Genomic DNA, 15,949 nt, shown 5'->3' with positions numbered 1-15,949 from the left:
TGCTTCTACTTTAAACAAAAAAGCGAAGATGCCTTAAAGGCTCTTCGCTTTTTTTATCGTTATAAATAAATTTTATAACTTTTTTATAAATTAAGAGATTAGTCTTAACCCTATCATTATCAGCATAACCACATTAGCAAGTACGCCGATTAAAAAAAAGTAACTACGTGGGCTTGGGTTTTTCTCCGTTGCTATAGCGTAGTACAGCGCCATGTGAATTAAACGCGCAAATAAATACACCCAAATACACATTGCAAAAATCGGGCTTTGATAATTAATTACAAACGCAAATAACACCGTACCTATAAATAATGCACTGTTTTCAAGCGTATTATGAAACGTACGATGTGCTCTAAATATAAAGCTGTCGTGCGATAAATCCTCGTCAATTTTACCTGGTACAGCATTTGGTTCTTTAGCTTTGCTAAACGTAGCCACAGCCCACTGTACAAGCAACATAATTAAATAGAGGTAAAATGCCAAATAGGCCGAAAGTGCAACTTCAGTCATTATTAAATCCCTTGTTTTGTTTTTAACTTAGTATTGATTGCAATTTTAAAGCCTAAGTTAATACACTGATATTAAAAGGGTTAATCTAATAAGCCTAATTACATATGTAAGTAACACACAGCATTGTATAAAATTTACTTGTTATAATTTTAAAAATAACATCAAAACTAAACTGTATACTGCTGGATTTACTCCGATCTATAAAGTTTAAACTCTTCAAGCGAAGCATCCCATAACGCTACCTGATTACGCCCCAAGGACTTAGCCTCATAAAGAGCTAAATCAGCCTGTTCAATCAACTCAGAAGGTGTTCTGGCTTTAAATTTAATAGACGAAACCCCAAAGCCACACGTAACAGGAATATCATCAAATGTCGCTTTTTCAACTTTAATACGAATAGCCTCAGCTATACGTATTGCTTGCTCTTGAGTTGTGTTGGGCAAAATAATACAAAATTCTTCGCCACCAAAACGGGCCACGCTATCACTTTTACGTATATTAGCTTGTAAAAGTTCGGCTACGCCACAAAGTACTGTGTCGCCAATGCTATGCCCATAGGTGTCGTTAACGCTTTTAAAATGATCAATATCGACCATTAAAATACAGTACTCTTCAATCTGAGGTAAATCCAAAAAGTCGCGATTCATAACCTCAAATAAAATACGACGGTTATAACAATTGGTTAAAGGGTCTCTTGCCGCCAAATAGTCTAACTCTTCATTATGTTTTTTAGAGGCAATAAAACTTCTATAAACCAGTAATACAATAGCTAAACAAGCGGCTAATAAAAATGCGAGCGCAATACTGGCGTATTTATTTTTTGAAAGCTCTAGCTCTGATATAACTCTAGCTTGGGCGGCGATTTCAATTTGATTATTTTTCTTTTCAAGCTCAAGCTGATGGCGTTTTTCTTTTTCTCTTAACGTCTCAAGCTCTATTTCCATTTTGTGCGAATGTAAATGTGCTTTTTCAAGCGCCAATTTATCTTCATTTTGAATAATATCGGTTAGGGCTATTTCTTCTTCTGCATAACGAAGTGACTCTTCTATACGACCACGCAATTTTTCTGCTATTCGAATTTCACGATAGGCATATAGCATATGTAATTTATCATCTATTTCGGTTGATAAAGCGAGTGACCTTTTCAGTAAAGTAATCGCCTCATTTGTATCAATACCAATTAAAATGCCCGCAAGCGTAGTAAGCGACTTTATCTCATAAAGTTTACCACCTGTTTCTCTGGCAAACGACAATGACTCTTTGTAATACTCTATAGCCTTGTTGTTATTTCCTTGGGCACGATAAATATTACCAATAATACGTGCTGTTGTAGAAATGTACGATGTAAGGTTTTTGTTTTTATAAGTGATATAAGCTTTTTAGCATATTGCATTGCTGATGCTAAGTCGCCAGATTCGAGGTTAATAACAGCCATTTCTCCTAAAGCTGAAGCGAGCGTTTTTTCCTCGACCATACCTTTTGGCAAATCGATAGTTACTTGATAGAAAAATTCGGCCTGATCAAACTGCCTTAATCACCAGTCCCATTTGATTTGATGTTTTAGCAATCCCAAGCATGTTATTTACTTTTTTATAATATAAATATGCCTCATTTATATGTTCAAGTGATTTTTCATAAAGATTAATATGACGATAAATAATACCCGCCCCTAGTAATGCCTTAGCAAAGCCGGCAGGGTCGTCAATGTCTTTATGTATTTCTAATGCGCGAGTGGAGTAATCAAGGGCTAAAACTAAGTTATCTAAATAACGGTGGGCTTCTGCTAGTGTATTTAAAGTACGCGCCATTAGCTTTAAATCACCTAAATTAGAATATACCTCTAAAGCTTTTGTATAAAAGTGAGCCGTTTGCTCTCTATTTTTGAGGCGTTTATACGACTGAGCTAATTTTTTATACGTTTCACCTAACTGTCTTTGTATTAATTCGTCTTCGTCAACAAGGTATTTTAAAGCAGATGTATATTGCGCGTTCGCGTTATTGTACTTTTTTTGTTCATAAAACGAATCCCCCTTAGTAAGGAGCACTTGCGCTATAAAAAAGTCATCGCCATACACAAGGGTTGTTGGTAATAGAGTTTCAATGCGGGTAGTAAGTTCGTCATAGCGTTTTTCTTCTAATAATATATTTATATAATTAATAGATGCCTTTATTTGGTTTCGTGAATCATTTAATTTGCTGTAGTAAACAGAGGATTGTAAAAAGTGCTCGAGAGATTCATTAATATTGTTATTTTTTTTATTCGCCCTACCTAGCAAGTTATGTAGCTTTGCGCTGAGTAACGTGTCATCAGCACTTTGCGCTTGTGACAACAACGCCTTACTTAGTTCAATACTTGTTATAACGTCAGTATCTATAAGTAATTCAGCTCTTTTTAGCAGCCCTGCATTAGATTCATTAGTTAAATTGTATGAGGTGGTTTCTTGTGCGTAAGCGCTGTTTAAGCTAACAAACAAAGCAAAAAGCAAAGCTTTCACTAAAAATGTAAAATTATAAATTCGCTTTACAATGAAACTATGTATTTGCGAAGGTAAATCCATATTTCGCTTATGATTCAAGTAGGTATAAAATTCCATATTTACCATTTTAGTAATTTATTATTAATACAATTCAAAAGGCTGATGATAAAATATACAAACCGGCGCAATACATCAAGTATTGCTGCTATATGAATACTTTTAATTTATAATTTTAGCATAATTATGCATAGAGCAAGCCTAGCTTCTTAGTTTTAGTGTAAATAACACAATACCATGATCGGTACTTAAATCATCACGCTCAAATTCAGGGTTAATTAAGTGACGATCATAAGTATTATACTCAATCACCTCAAAAAAACTGCCAAGGTAGCTGGCATCAAACTCACAAGATAATAAAATATAATCAAGCACGGAGCTGCTCGCGCCATAATAATGTGTTGGTGCTCTTAAAGGCATAAGCTTAGTTGCATTAACATTTTTTGCTTCGTTTTCATCAGCTAAATCAAAAATGCTATTGCTTTCACTATCGCTTATTTCATCGCTAGTCATTGCCCCACCATTTAATAGGTCATCTTCGCTTAGCTGCGACTTAACAAACAAATCCCATGAATCATTTAAACAATATTTATCGAGGTAGGTTTTAGCGTCAAATGCAGGCGCAAAGCGAAGCGTACTCGTTAGTAAATGGCTTAATACGCCATCCGCTAGTTCATTATTAAAGTCCCCCATTAATAGCATGGGTTGTTGCGTAGCTTCGCGACGAGCAATCATTTGTATCATCAGTAATGTAGCTTCACTGCCACGCTGAATAGTTGAGCCCCACCCACCCGCTACATTCGCTTTTAAAATTTCAATTATGTTTTGCTCGGGTGTAAGCTCTTTATTATGCTCATCAACATTAATCATTGGGCGCTTAGATTTAAAATGCACCACGTAACAATCGGTATTACCTATATGCGGCAGCGTTATAGTTGCTCTTAGTACTTTACGACTAAAAGTAAACTCACTATTAAGGCCAAGCGCATTTGCAAGCTCACTATCGTGCTCAACCGCTGCTACTTCAACTATGGGGTATTTAGAGGCGATTGCCACTACAGGGCGTTTATAAATAAAGTCATCAATCACCTCTGGCGTATCAACTACAGCAAAGTAATTATAACCTTGCTCGCCTACTAGCTCTTTTAATGAGTCAGTGCTAAACACTTCCTGAAAACCAATCACATCAGGGGCATGTTCTGTTAAGTAATCAACAATCCAACGCTGCTTTTTAGCCCACTGCTGCGCGGTATAAATTTTCTCAAACTCATAGTATGCATTGGGCGGCTCAAGATAGTTAAACAGATTAAATGTGGCTATTTTTAGTTGGGTGTTAATAATTCCAGATTCATCACTGTTTAAATCTGTATCTAACGGTTTAAGATCTTGATTGCTGATGGGGTTCGCCTAAGTAAAGTTGAAAGTGTTGCTGGCTTATAAACTATCATTTTATTACATGTTTACGTAATAAATCAGCCAGCTTAACTGTAATTTTATACACTCTTTTACTTTATACCAATCCGCAATAATACTTAATCATTTTGCGGGGCTAAACGTGTCGCTACCTGTGTTAAAAAATTCTCATTTACGACTGCATGGATGCAGAAGGTAGAGCAATGCAGGAGCAATTGCCGAGAACAACTAAATAGCGAATTTTTTGCCTAGCTATCAACACGTTTTTCCAGCCTCAAAATAGATCACTTAATTAAGCGAATTGGTATTAGTCTTTATTATATCCCTCAATAAATAGCATTAACGTGCTTAACCATATAAAATTCGCGGCAATTAAATATGAGCGAAGCGACATTGTAATGAGTAGAAAGATTGAACTATTAGCCCCAGGCGGTGATGTTAACGCGGTAAAAGCCGCCATTGTAGCCGGTGCTAATGCGGTTTATTGTGGATTAGATACTTTTAATGCACGTAACCGAGCGTCTAATCTTTCGTTTGATGAGCTTAACGGCGCACTTCGCCTAGCCCATGAATACGGCTGTGAAATATTTTTAACGCTAAATGTAGTTATATTAGAGCATGAAATGGGCGCGCTATTTAAGCTACTTAACCAACTCGTAAATACCACGCTCGATGGCATTATTGTGCAAGATTTAGGGTTGTTCAATATAGTTAAAAAGCACTTTCCTACTTTGCATATTCACTCATCAACTCAGTTAACCACCCATAACGAATCACAGGTTGAGTTTTTAGCGCGCATTGGCGCTACACGTGTAAATTTATCGCGCGAGCTTAACTTGACTGAAATTAAAATATTGACCGACGTAGCGCACAAATGCGATGTATTAACCGAGGTGTTTGTACATGGTGCATTGTGTATTGCTTTTTCGGGGCAATGTTATTCAAGCTCAGTAAGCGTGGGTAACTCAGGTAACCGTGGTCGTTGCTCACAAGCGTGTCGTGATGAATACGAGCCAACGGCTATGGGTAACAAACATCCGTTAAACTTAAAAGACAATTCAGCCTATTTTGATTTACCAGAGCTGGTAGCCGCAGGTGTTGACTCGTTAAAAGTAGAAGGCCGCATTAAAGGTGCTAACTACGTTCATACCGTTATTGATAGCTGGCGCAAACAAATAGATACCTTTGTACAAACAGGTAATTTAATTGAAGACGATTCAAGCTTATACAAAGTATTTAACCGTAATTTTACTAATAAGTTTTTGCAAGGTGACATGACAAAAAACATGTTTACCGACAACCCGCGCGACCATAGCTTTGATCACGCTAACGAAAAGAATAACGCAATTTCGGTTGTGCAAATTTACGATGCACAGCAAGAGCTCGCCGCAGAAAAAAATGATATTGATACGTTAGTTAAAAAGAAGATTGAGTTTTTAGATATTTCAAAACGAGAACTACGCTTTGAGTTTAGCGGCCAATTAAACCAGCCATTTACAGTAACACTGACAATAAACGATAAACACGACAACACCCTAGCAGAGCAAAGCGCCCTTCAACCTCTACGCTTTGAAGTTCAATCGCAAATGCCTATGCAAACCGCCGATAAATCGGTTGTTGATATAGCCGCTATTGATAAACGCTTTAAAACGTTTAGTAATGCCAATTTTGAAATTAAAAATATGGATTACTCAAACTTAGGCAACAACTTAAGCATTCCGTTTAAAGAGCTTGCCCGTATTAAAAAGCAAGTCGCGTTTTTATTAAACGAAGGCAAAGACGTCCTCGCCCCTGTTGAACAGCCAAAACTAGTAAACCACCCTAAAGCCGATAACAAAACAACACTCTCTATTTTAATATCGGACATAAAAGACGTTCACCTATGTGATTTAACTGACGGCGACGTTTACTTTAAATTACCTGAGAGCTTTAGAACCGATAACGATAAATACATTAATGTATTTTTAGAGCACCCACAGTTAATCCCGTGGTTTCCGGCGGTGTTAATTGGTAAAGATTTTGAAGAAGCAGTGCGTTTGCTTGAGGTTGTAAAACCTAAGCTTATTATTAGTAACAACACAGGCGTTGCATTTAAAGCAGTACAAATGGGTATTGACTGGATTGCCGGCCCGTTATTAAACACCACAAACTCTTATGCGTTACTAACACTACAAGAAGATTTAAATGCACAAGGCGCGTTTATTTCAAACGAAATAAACAAACCACAAATGCGTAATATTAAACGCCCTAACAATTTTAAAATGATGTACAGCATTTATCATCCAATACTAATGATGACTAGCCGACAATGTTTTTTCCAGCAAACAGTAGGATGTAAAAAACCACGCATTGACGCAAGCTGTATGCTGAGCTGTAAAAAAGAAACCACCGTTACCAATGTTAAAGGTATTAGCTTTGCTATTGATAAGCAAAAAGGCGGCTACCCAAGTATTTATAACCATGAGCAATTTTTAAACATGGATATTGTGAGTGACTTTGCCGACAAATTTGACGAGTTTATGATTGATTTAACCGACATTGGTTCAGGCGATAAAGAAAAACTGGATAAAGCCGTGTTACTTGCGCATTTTCAAGATTTAATTAACGGGCAAACACAAGCGGTTGAACACTTAAATAGCTTGGTTAAAGTACAAACCCGCCAGCAGTATGTTGAAGGCCTAAACAGCTAAGGTAACTAACATGACATTGCCATTATTATATTCATTACAACACTGCCCATACGCAATGCGTGCACGAATGGGTATTTTAATGGCAGAGCAACAAGTACTACTACGCGCTATAAAAACTAAAAATAAACCGCCGCATCTATTGCAAATATCGCCTAAAGGCACTGTGCCTGTTTTATTACTGCCTAATAACCAAGTTATAGATGAAAGCCTAGATATTATGCTGTGGGCTTTAAAGCAAAACGATCCGCATAATTTACTGCATACTCAAGACCCATTAGCACTTGAGCGCATGCTTGAGTTAATTAAGCTAAACGATACGCAATTTAAACCCGTGCTCGAAAAGTACAAATTTTATGCTCGTACAAAAGACATGGCACAAATTTATTACCAAAAAGCCTGTGAAGAGTTTATTAAGCAATTTGAAGTAAAACTAACCACGCATAAATACTTAATAGGCGATGAAAAAAGTCTAGCCGATTATGCCCTGCTGCCATTTATTAGACAGTTTGCCCGTGTAGATAAACACTGGTACTTACAAAGTGAATATACGCATGTACGCGCATGGTTAAACGAGTTTTTACACGCCCCTATGTTCACCAAAGTCATGGCCAAATTTGATTTGTATATGGACTGCGGCGAAGAGTTTTTGTACGGCGTTAAAAAGCCTTAACTTAACCTTTGTTTTATAAGGAATTGCATTACTATAACTAGCTGTAAATCTAAGCATTGAATTATTCTCATCATCGGATTTAAGCCCTTTATTTACGCTATACTGCCCTCCCCATTACTAACAAACGCTATGCATTATGAACTACTCAAACTTTGGCACTAAATTTACACAACCCAACGGCATTACCCAATTAATGGAAGACTTAGGCGGGGCTAAAAACAGTAACAATCCTAATATTGTTATGCTGGGTGGCGGTAATCCCGCATTAGTACCACAAGTAAATGAGGTTTTTTTAAGTGAATTACAAAAACTTGTTGCCAGCAATAAAGTATCGCAAGTATTTGGCCTTTACGATGGCCCAACCGGTAACGACGAGTTTAGAGCTGCATTAGCTGGGCAGCTAAGTAAAGAGTACGCATGGGATATTAGCGCCGATAACGTAGCACTTGGTAATGGCAGTCAAGCTAACTTTTTTGTGCTGTTTAATATGTTGGCAGGCGAAATGCCGGATGGCAGCCATAAAAAGATTTTATTCCCCCTCGCGCCAGAGTACATAGGTTATGCCGATCAAGGTTTATCGGCTGATATGTTTGTTGCCATAAAGCCTGATATCGAAATTTTAAATACAGGCAGCACATCAAAACAGTTTAAATACGTCATTGATTTTAAAGCAGTTGAGAAAACACTAGCAAACGACAGCAGTATAAGCGCGCTGTGCGTATCACGCCCTACCAACCCAACAGGTAATGTAATTACTGATGATGAAGTAAAACACCTTGATTTGCTTGCTAAGCAATATGGTATTCCACTCATTATTGATAACGCGTACGGCGATCCGTTCCCAGGTTGTATTTACACCGATGCAAACCTAACGTGGAACTCAAATATTATTTTATGTATGTCACTTTCAAAACTGGGCCTACCGGGTTTACGCAGCGGTATTATAGTTGCAAACAATGAAATTATTAAAGCAATTGGCCGCGTAAACGGCAGCATGGTTTTATCGCCAAATAGTATTGGCCCAAGCTTAGTAACACGCTTAATTAACGACAACGAACTACTGCCACTGTGCCGCAACGTTGTACTGCCTTTTTATCGTAATAAAGCACAAATCGCGATTGAGTTGTTTGACGAAGTATTTGCCGAACTGCCTGTTTATTTGCACAAAGTTGAAGGTGCATTTTTTATGTGGCTGTGGTTTAAAGATGCAAAAATAACAAGCGAGGTGTTGTATCAACAACTTAAAGAGCAAGACGTGTATGTGATCCCAGGTCATAACTTTTTTATCGGCATTGACGATGATTGGGCGCACAAGCAGGAGTGTATTCGTATTAACTATGCTACCGATGCAGATACCCTAAAAAAAGGCTTAGAAGCGATTAAAAACCTAATAAAGTAAATATACTAATGCCGATATAAATATCGGCATCATTCATTTAATTCGCTTATATATTCGTTTGAAATTCATGCAAACGCACTGTACCCCCTTTAAATTTATATACAAGTTGGTATCCTACGCGACCTTTTTTAATAGCAATTCGCTTAATTAAGTGTTCTATTCTGAGGTGAGAAAATCGTGTCGATAACCAGGCAATAATTTCGTTATTTAGTTGTTCTCGGCAATTGCTCCTGCATTGCTCTACCTCCTGCATCCATGCAGTCGTATATCAGAAATTTTTAACGCAGTTAGCGTCAGATTTAATCCCTCAAATTGATTAAGTATTATTGCGGATTGGTATAACATATGCTTATTAAAAAAGAGCCAGTCAAGGGGCGACTACTGCTGCAGGGCACTTAGTTTAAGTGGCAGCAATAACACAATCGGCATCGCGTATAAATATTGGTTTTAAACGTTAGATGTAACTTTAAATAGCAACATGCAATAGCACTATTAAGGTCAATTATGCGATTAGGACCAGGACTACTTGTCACCGCTGCCTTCATTGGACCAGGGACCATTACTACCGCCAGCGTGGCAGGTGCAAACTTTGGTTTTGCACTTATATGGACATTACTGTTTTCAGTAGTTGCCACTATATTATTACAATCTATGGCGGCGCGCCTTGGCGTTGCTACCGGGCAAGATTTAGCTCAAGCACTCAGAGCACATATTCAAACGCCTTTATTTAAATCTTTAGCTATATTTTTAGTCATTAGCGCAATTGGTGTGGGCAGTGCAGCTTATGAAGCGGGTAATTTAAGTGGCGCTAGCATGGGATTAATTGAAATATTCCCTCAAGTTAGTCCTCAACTATGGACACCACTTATTGCTTTTTTAAGTGCAGCTTTACTTTATAGCGGTAAACATAAAGTGGTTGAAAACGCGCTAATTTTACTCGTTATTTTAATGAGCTTAGTGTTTATCTCAACACTTGTAATGGCCGCGCCTTCACTGGGTGATGTATTTGCTGGTTTTATTCCTAGTATGCCTGAGGGTTCGATTACAACCATACTAGCTTTAGTTGGCACTACCATTGTGCCGTATAACCTGTTTTTGCACTCCGGCGTACTCGCTGCTAGACACGACAGTAACAGCGACATGCAAAAAGTGATTAAACAAACAAATGTTGATACAGGCCTATCAATCACTTTAGGAGGTGTGATCACTTTAGCTATTTTATCTACAGCTTCAGTGGCATTTTATGGCACCGATGCGGGGCAGATTAGTGCGGCTAACATGGCCGTGCAGCTAGAGCCATTGCTTGGCGACGCCGCTCATTACTTTTTTGCTATTGGTTTATTTGCTGCAGGTTTAACAAGCGCGATTACAGCGCCACTTGCGGGTGCTTACGCCGTGTGTGGCATGTTAGGTTGGTCAAACGATATGGGTAACGCACGTTTTAAAGGCGTTGCTATTGTTATTTTATTGTTTGGTGCTGCGGTGGCATCACTCGGTTTAGACCCTGTCGCGGTAATTATATTCGCACAAGCGGCTAACGGGTTGTTACTTCCTATTGTTAGCAGCTACCTTGTATGGCTGGTTAATCAAAAAGGGGTTATGGGAAACTACACTAACTCTTTGATGTTAAACCTGGTAACCCTACCCGTTTTAATCCTAATTTTTGGGCTAAGTAGCTACAAACTAATTAGTTTAATTTTTTGATTAAATTCTAAAAACCATATTTAAAGGCCGCTGTTTACAATAAACAGCGGCCTTTATTAATCACCAAATAACGTATAAGCCGTACTTATATTCACACATCTAACACGCTTTTTGGTTTTTAGTTGCTTTAAATAATTGCGAAAACGCAAAACCACCTACCGCGCCTGCAAGCAGTTGAGCATAAAAACCCCAGCCTCTTGCGCCCGCTATAATATGAATATTCATAATTGATTCAATGGCAATTAACACAATAGCAAATGCCACAATGCCAGCAATAACAAATAGCTGAGTACTGTATTTTTGAACTTTTTTATTAAGCTTTACGGTAACAAAAAAAGCGATGGCAAGTGCTACGGCAATAATAGCGCCGTAGGTAGGTAATAGGCCTAACCAATCGTCAAGCGTTAAACTAGCACGATCACTAAAGCCCACCACTACACCTACATTAACTAATTGATTGACAACGTATTGGCTATGAAACAAGCTAGCAAGTGTGAATGTAAGTAACCAAGAAACTAAAAATGAAGGCAATATACGTGTTAAAAACGACATGGTTATCTCAAACTAAAATAAAGCTTTTCTCTTATACTAGTCATGCTAGCAAAGGCTTGCCCCGTAAACAATGTATCTCTTTTTTTACTTTGCTTTCGCTTTTTTCGTTTTCTGTTAATGCAGATGTTGCGCTACCAAAGGAGCAATACAGTACAAAAACACTGGCTACGCAATTACAGTCTCCGTGGAGCATGGTTGAACTACCAAACGGCACATGGTTAATTACAGAGCGTGATGGCCACGTAGTTATAGTTAAAAACAACGTGCAATCAAGAGTAAAATTAAACCTAACAGGTTTATACGTTGCAGGCCAAGGTGGTTTACTCGACATTGTATTATCACCAGATTATAACGACTCCAAAGAAGTTATTTTTACCTATGCCCAAGGTGATGCAAGCGAAAACAGGCTTGTTGTTGCCAAAGCCACGTTTAATGGCACTGACTTTTCAAAGCCACACGTTATTTATAAAGTAGCGACTGATAAAAACACACCACAACATTACGCTGGTCGCGCCCTTATCCTACCCGACAATACGTTATTAGTTTCAACGGGCGATGGTTTTGACTTTAGAGAGCAAGCACAAGTTATCACCAGCCAACTTGGTAAAATATTACGTATAAACCTAGATGGGACCATTCCAACAGATAACCCATTTATTAATCACAAAAACCTAAATGCACATGCTGTTTACTCACTTGGTCATCGTAACCCTCAAGGCTTAGTTTATAATTACGATACGCAGCAAATTGTTAGCCACGAACACGGCCCTGCTGGCGGTGACGAGCTAAACTACTTAACCGCTGGGGCTAATTACGGTTGGCCGGTAATCACCTATGGCAAAGATTACTCGCAAGCGCGTATTTCACCCTTTACCGAATATAAAGGCATGCAAAAACCAAGTGTTAATTGGACGCCATCAATAGCGCCATCAGGCATGGCGTATTACGGCTCTAAACATGCAGCTTTTCCTTCGTTACAGCAACATGTGCTTATCACTACGCTAGTCGATAAAAAGCTCTACAGCGTTAATCTGGCAAGTGGTCAATTTACGCAGTCTCACGTATTCCCAGAAGCCGCAGGCAGGTTAAGAGATGTGTTTATAACTGATAAAGGTAACGTCGCGGTATTAATGGATGGAAAAAATGCAGAGCTGATTTTAGTGAAGCCAAATTAGTTCACAAAGAGAGTTAAGGCGCTTCGCTTTTAGAGGATAATAGCGGCTTTAAGGAACCGCTTTAATCACTCACAATCAGACAATGGCTCACTAATTGTGAGTGTATGAGTACCAAAATTTAATATAGCTTGGTATTTTCTAAAAAATGGAGAGCCTAATAATCCATATATTGTATTGCCACCACCAGCAGCCTGTACATGGTCTCGGTTTAGTAATACAAACCGTGTACTTTCATACAACTGGCCTGCCAATTTAAATTTTAAAACGTCTAGTGAAAGCTAGGAAGTCCAAAGAAAGCTGGTAGTGATCATAAATTCAATTGTGCGAGATAGTGTCATGTGGGATCCTAAAATCGTTTGAAATTAGGAATTGACACCATAGTCACTTGTTATGTGTATATTGCACTCAAGGCCAAGTTCTACAACTTAAAGAGTTACCACCTTTATCAAAACCCCAAGCAATTATGATTTCCGTTTTAGGATCAACATCGTAATAAATAAGACATTTACCGACAAAGTCTTTAATACTGTAATTCGGTAATACTTCTTGCCTGCTAAAATGGTATCTCAAAAAACCAGTATCTAATGTTGTAATATTGGTTAACCCTTCGCCTGCGATTAAATAATCCGATCTTATCAACTCACCAGCATCGGGTGATTTAGAAAGCTTTTGATTATTTATATTCTCACCAATATTCATATTCAGATATCTCTGATAGTCCTTATGACCGACAGTGCAACCCGAAAGGAAAAATAAAAGGAAAATACTAGCAATTATTTTCTTAAATTGTTCAAACACTGGAATATTGCACCATATAGATTTATACACATTACGCCCGCCTAAGCGGCAATTTAATAATGGGCTAAAATATTGAGCGCAGCGACAATAGCCCATTGTTAATTGTCCGAGTGAACTTAAGAGCGAATTGAGGCGCTTGTTATGTGTATTTTAAACTGAACCAAATATTTCTAGTTTATTGGTATCAACATCAAAAATTGATAAAACCTCAGATTTAACTGAATAAATAAGTTTGCCCCCCTCTTTGAGCACGACTTTACCCAGTAACTGATTGAACAACCACTCCCTAGGCATAGATTCAGCAATAATTGAGGAATGAACCAATGCGTCACATTTATAAAGTTTTTGAACTAGTTGGAAAGTATTCAATTTATGATGACACTCAATTATGCAAGTGACTCCTTTTCGCTTCCAAGTTTTTTCAATATGAACCCATTCGTTTTTGAAGCCAGTGGATTTAAACTGTTCTATGGCATCAAACACTTCTGGTTTCGGCAACTCAGCATATTTTTCAGCAACCTCAAAACCATGTTTTAGAATTTTCTCGAAAGCTAAATACTTTTCATCATCTGAGTGAATGAAACACCCTAAATCTTGTGAGATATTAACATGGGCAATTGCAGGATCTTTTCCCAGGCTAAACTCAGTTTCTACTGGTAACTTAGAGCAACTTATAACTAGTCTTGAAAATTTGCTACGAAAGTTAAGTGGGTATAAAAGCCTTTCAATGAAATGAACCATAGATCTAGAATTTACAATCACAGTTTTTTGTTCTTCTTCGGTGTACGTGCTATCTAATACTAATTGAATATCCCAAAATCGAGTCATACTCACAACTTTCCCAATACACATAACAACTTTGTATCCGACATTTGTCGCTTTATAAACCGACAAATGTCCAAATATTACAAAGATTCTAATTTAACCAGCTAATAAAGACTTGTAAACAACTAGTTAGCCGATATTTAAGTTTCCTTGATGTAGAAATACCCCAAAATGGTAGAGATCAGTAATATCGGACAAACAGGTAATGAGCTATAAAAATAGGTGTGAGCGATATTATTAAAAAGATAATTTTAATTTTTCTCTAAGCTTTTGCCTTTAACCTAAAACAAAAAAGCCGCTGTTTATTACAAACAGCGGCTTTCGTATTAAGATTTACAAGCTTAAAACTTGCTTAACTTAAACTTGATTTTTATTGTTTACCAATCACTTTAAGTCCACCCATGTATGGGCGTAATACTTCTGGTACTACTACTGACCCATCGGCTTGTTGGTAGTTTTCTAGGATGGCTACTAGTGTACGGCCAACGGCTAAGCCAGAACCATTTAGTGTATGTAGTAACTCTGGCTTTTTAACACCTTCACGGCGAAAACGTGCTTGCATTCTACGCGCCTGAAAGTCAGCCATGTTTGAACATGATGAAATTTCGCGGTACGTGTCTTGCGCAGGTAACCATACTTCTAAATCGTATGTTTTCGCTGAGCCAAAGCCCATGTCGCCCATACATAAAATTACTTTACGGTATGGAAGTTCAAGCGCTTGTAGTATTTGCTCTGCGTGACCTGTTAACTCTTCAAGCGTTGCTATTGAGTCTTCTGGTTTTACAAGCTGTACAAGTTCAACTTTATCAAACTGGTGCTGACGAATTAGACCACGTGTATCGCGACCATAGCTGCCTGCTTCACTTCTAAAACACGGAGTGTGAGCAACTAAGCGAATTGGTAAATCGCTTTCGTCGTAAATTTCGTCGCGGGCGCTGTTTGTAAGTGGTACTTCAGCTGTAGGAATTAAGCTAAAGCCGGCTTGTTGTTCGCCGTCGTCATTTACAAGGCCTAATGTGTGGAATAAATCGCCTGCAAATTTAGGTAATTGGCTGGTGCCATAAAGGCTTGCGCTATTTACTAGGTACGGTACATACATTTCTGTGTAGCCATTTTTATCAGCGTGTGTATCTAGCATAAATTGCGTTAGTGCACGGTGCATACGCGCAACTTGGCCGCGCATTACAGTAAAGCGTGCACCACTAATTTTAACGCCCATTTCAAAGTCTAAACCGTTTAGGTCTTGGCCTACATCTACGTGGTCTTTAACTTCAAAATCAAACTTTTTAGGTGTGCCCCACGTTAAAATTTCAACGTTGTCGTCTTCGTCTTTACCTTCAGGAACTGACTCGTCTGGCAAGTTTGGAATTGCTAACGCAATGTCGTTAATTGCGGCTAATACTTCATCTTGCTCTGTTTTAGCGGCGTCTAGCTCACTGCCTAAGTTAGCCACTGCATCAAGTAATGGCTGTGCGTCTTCGCCTTTAGCTTTGGCTTGACCAATTGCTTTTGCGCTTGCATTACGTTGACTTTGAAGTTCTTGCGTTTTTACTTGTAATGTTTTGCGTTTTTCTTCAAGTGCCGTTACCGTCGCTACATCGAGTTCGTAACCGCGAGCTGCTAAACGTGCTGCAGTTTGTTCGATGTCTTGACGTAAAAATTTAGAATCTAACATGTTA

General features: G+C 38.2%; 13 protein-coding genes. 5 read left to right on the top strand and 8 right to left on the bottom strand.

Annotated features, from left to right (window positions below):
- Positions 1–90: 90 nt before the first annotated feature.
- From H5115_RS02835 to H5115_RS02825, 4 genes are all read right to left on the bottom strand, one after another.
- The gene (locus tag H5115_RS02835) at positions 91–510 is read right to left on the bottom strand and encodes an MAPEG family protein (protein WP_182753551.1); all 420 of its coding nucleotides are present in this window, start codon (positions 508–510) and stop codon (positions 91–93) included.
- A 188-nt stretch (positions 511–698) separates the two neighbouring features.
- Positions 699–1,847: a tetratricopeptide repeat-containing diguanylate cyclase gene (locus H5115_RS20145; protein WP_310736278.1), complete on the bottom strand. Its 1,149-nt coding sequence runs from the start codon at positions 1,845–1,847 to the stop codon at positions 699–701.
- Between the two features lie 183 nt (positions 1,848–2,030).
- Positions 2,031–3,068: a tetratricopeptide repeat protein gene (locus H5115_RS20135; protein WP_259396312.1), complete on the bottom strand. Its 1,038-nt coding sequence runs from the start codon at positions 3,066–3,068 to the stop codon at positions 2,031–2,033.
- Between the two features lie 177 nt (positions 3,069–3,245).
- Entirely contained in the window at positions 3,246–4,349 is a 1,104-nt protein-coding gene (locus tag H5115_RS02825; RefSeq protein WP_182753642.1) for an endonuclease/exonuclease/phosphatase family protein, read from the bottom strand.
- Positions 4,350–4,855: 506 nt separating this feature from the next.
- Here H5115_RS02825 and H5115_RS02820 point away from each other — a divergent pair.
- The 4 genes from H5115_RS02820 (at position 4,856) to H5115_RS02805 (ending at position 10,920) form a co-directional block, all read left to right on the top strand.
- The gene (locus H5115_RS02820) at positions 4,856–7,147 is read left to right on the top strand and encodes a peptidase U32 family protein (protein WP_182753549.1); all 2,292 of its coding nucleotides are present in this window, start codon (positions 4,856–4,858) and stop codon (positions 7,145–7,147) included.
- A gap of 10 nt (positions 7,148–7,157) precedes the next feature.
- Positions 7,158–7,817 (top strand): glutathione S-transferase, encoded by a 660-nt coding sequence (locus tag H5115_RS02815; protein WP_182753547.1) that lies wholly within the window; start codon positions 7,158–7,160, stop codon positions 7,815–7,817.
- Between the two features lie 136 nt (positions 7,818–7,953).
- Positions 7,954–9,216, top strand: a complete 1,263-nt coding sequence (locus H5115_RS02810; protein ID WP_182753545.1) for a valine--pyruvate transaminase — start codon at positions 7,954–7,956, stop codon at positions 9,214–9,216.
- Positions 9,217–9,720: 504 nt separating this feature from the next.
- On the top strand, positions 9,721–10,920 hold the full coding sequence (locus H5115_RS02805) for an Nramp family divalent metal transporter (RefSeq protein WP_182753544.1): 1,200 nt from the start codon (positions 9,721–9,723) through the stop codon (positions 10,918–10,920).
- A gap of 99 nt (positions 10,921–11,019) precedes the next feature.
- On the opposite strand, the gene H5115_RS02800 is transcribed toward H5115_RS02805, so the two are convergent.
- The gene (locus H5115_RS02800; RefSeq protein ID WP_182753542.1) at positions 11,020–11,472 is read right to left on the bottom strand and encodes a hypothetical protein; all 453 of its coding nucleotides are present in this window, start codon (positions 11,470–11,472) and stop codon (positions 11,020–11,022) included.
- Here H5115_RS02800 and H5115_RS02795 point away from each other — a divergent pair.
- Positions 11,457–12,647 carry a PQQ-dependent sugar dehydrogenase gene (locus tag H5115_RS02795; RefSeq protein WP_182753540.1) on the top strand — a complete coding sequence of 397 codons (1,191 nt, stop codon included), beginning with the start codon at positions 11,457–11,459 and terminating at the stop codon, positions 12,645–12,647. The two genes, H5115_RS02800 and H5115_RS02795, sit on opposite strands and share 16 nt — an antisense overlap.
- A 405-nt stretch (positions 12,648–13,052) precedes the next feature.
- Here the strand turns inward: H5115_RS02795 and H5115_RS02790 are convergent, their stop codons facing one another.
- The 3 genes from H5115_RS02790 to serS all read right to left on the bottom strand — a co-directional run bounded on the left by H5115_RS02790 (position 13,053) and on the right by serS (position 15,945).
- Positions 13,053–13,445 (bottom strand): hypothetical protein, encoded by a 393-nt coding sequence (locus tag H5115_RS02790; RefSeq protein ID WP_154903017.1) that lies wholly within the window; start codon positions 13,443–13,445, stop codon positions 13,053–13,055.
- Positions 13,446–13,595: 150 nt separating this feature from the next.
- Positions 13,596–14,273 (bottom strand): hypothetical protein, encoded by a 678-nt coding sequence (locus tag H5115_RS02785; RefSeq protein WP_182753539.1) that lies wholly within the window; start codon positions 14,271–14,273, stop codon positions 13,596–13,598.
- Positions 14,274–14,640: 367 nt separating this feature from the next.
- Positions 14,641–15,945, bottom strand: a complete 1,305-nt coding sequence (gene serS / locus H5115_RS02780) for a serine--tRNA ligase (protein ID WP_182753537.1) — start codon at positions 15,943–15,945, stop codon at positions 14,641–14,643.
- Positions 15,946–15,949 lie beyond the last annotated feature (4 nt).

Origin of the sequence: Pseudoalteromonas sp. SR44-2 (assembly GCF_014163745.1) — a bacterium.
GTDB lineage: Bacteria > Pseudomonadota > Gammaproteobacteria > Enterobacterales > Alteromonadaceae > Pseudoalteromonas > Pseudoalteromonas distincta.
This window is presented reverse-complemented; position numbering and strand designations above follow the sequence as displayed.

Coding starts and splice junctions, on each gene's coding strand:
- H5115_RS02835 (WP_182753551.1), bottom strand. CDS start 510: ATGACTGAAGTTGCACTTTCGGCCTATTTGGCATTTTACCTCTATTTA.
- H5115_RS20135 (WP_259396312.1), bottom strand. CDS start 3,068: ATGGATTTACCTTCGCAAATACATAGTTTCATTGTAAAGCGAATTTAT.
- H5115_RS02820 (WP_182753549.1), top strand. CDS start 4,856: ATGAGTAGAAAGATTGAACTATTAGCCCCAGGCGGTGATGTTAACGCG.
- H5115_RS02815 (WP_182753547.1), top strand. CDS start 7,158: ATGACATTGCCATTATTATATTCATTACAACACTGCCCATACGCAATG.
- H5115_RS02810 (WP_182753545.1), top strand. CDS start 7,954: ATGAACTACTCAAACTTTGGCACTAAATTTACACAACCCAACGGCATT.
- H5115_RS02805 (WP_182753544.1), top strand. CDS start 9,721: ATGCGATTAGGACCAGGACTACTTGTCACCGCTGCCTTCATTGGACCA.
- H5115_RS02800 (WP_182753542.1), bottom strand. CDS start 11,472: ATGTCGTTTTTAACACGTATATTGCCTTCATTTTTAGTTTCTTGGTTA.
- H5115_RS02785 (WP_182753539.1), bottom strand. CDS start 14,273: ATGACTCGATTTTGGGATATTCAATTAGTATTAGATAGCACGTACACC.
- serS (WP_182753537.1), bottom strand. CDS start 15,945: ATGTTAGATTCTAAATTTTTACGTCAAGACATCGAACAAACTGCAGCA.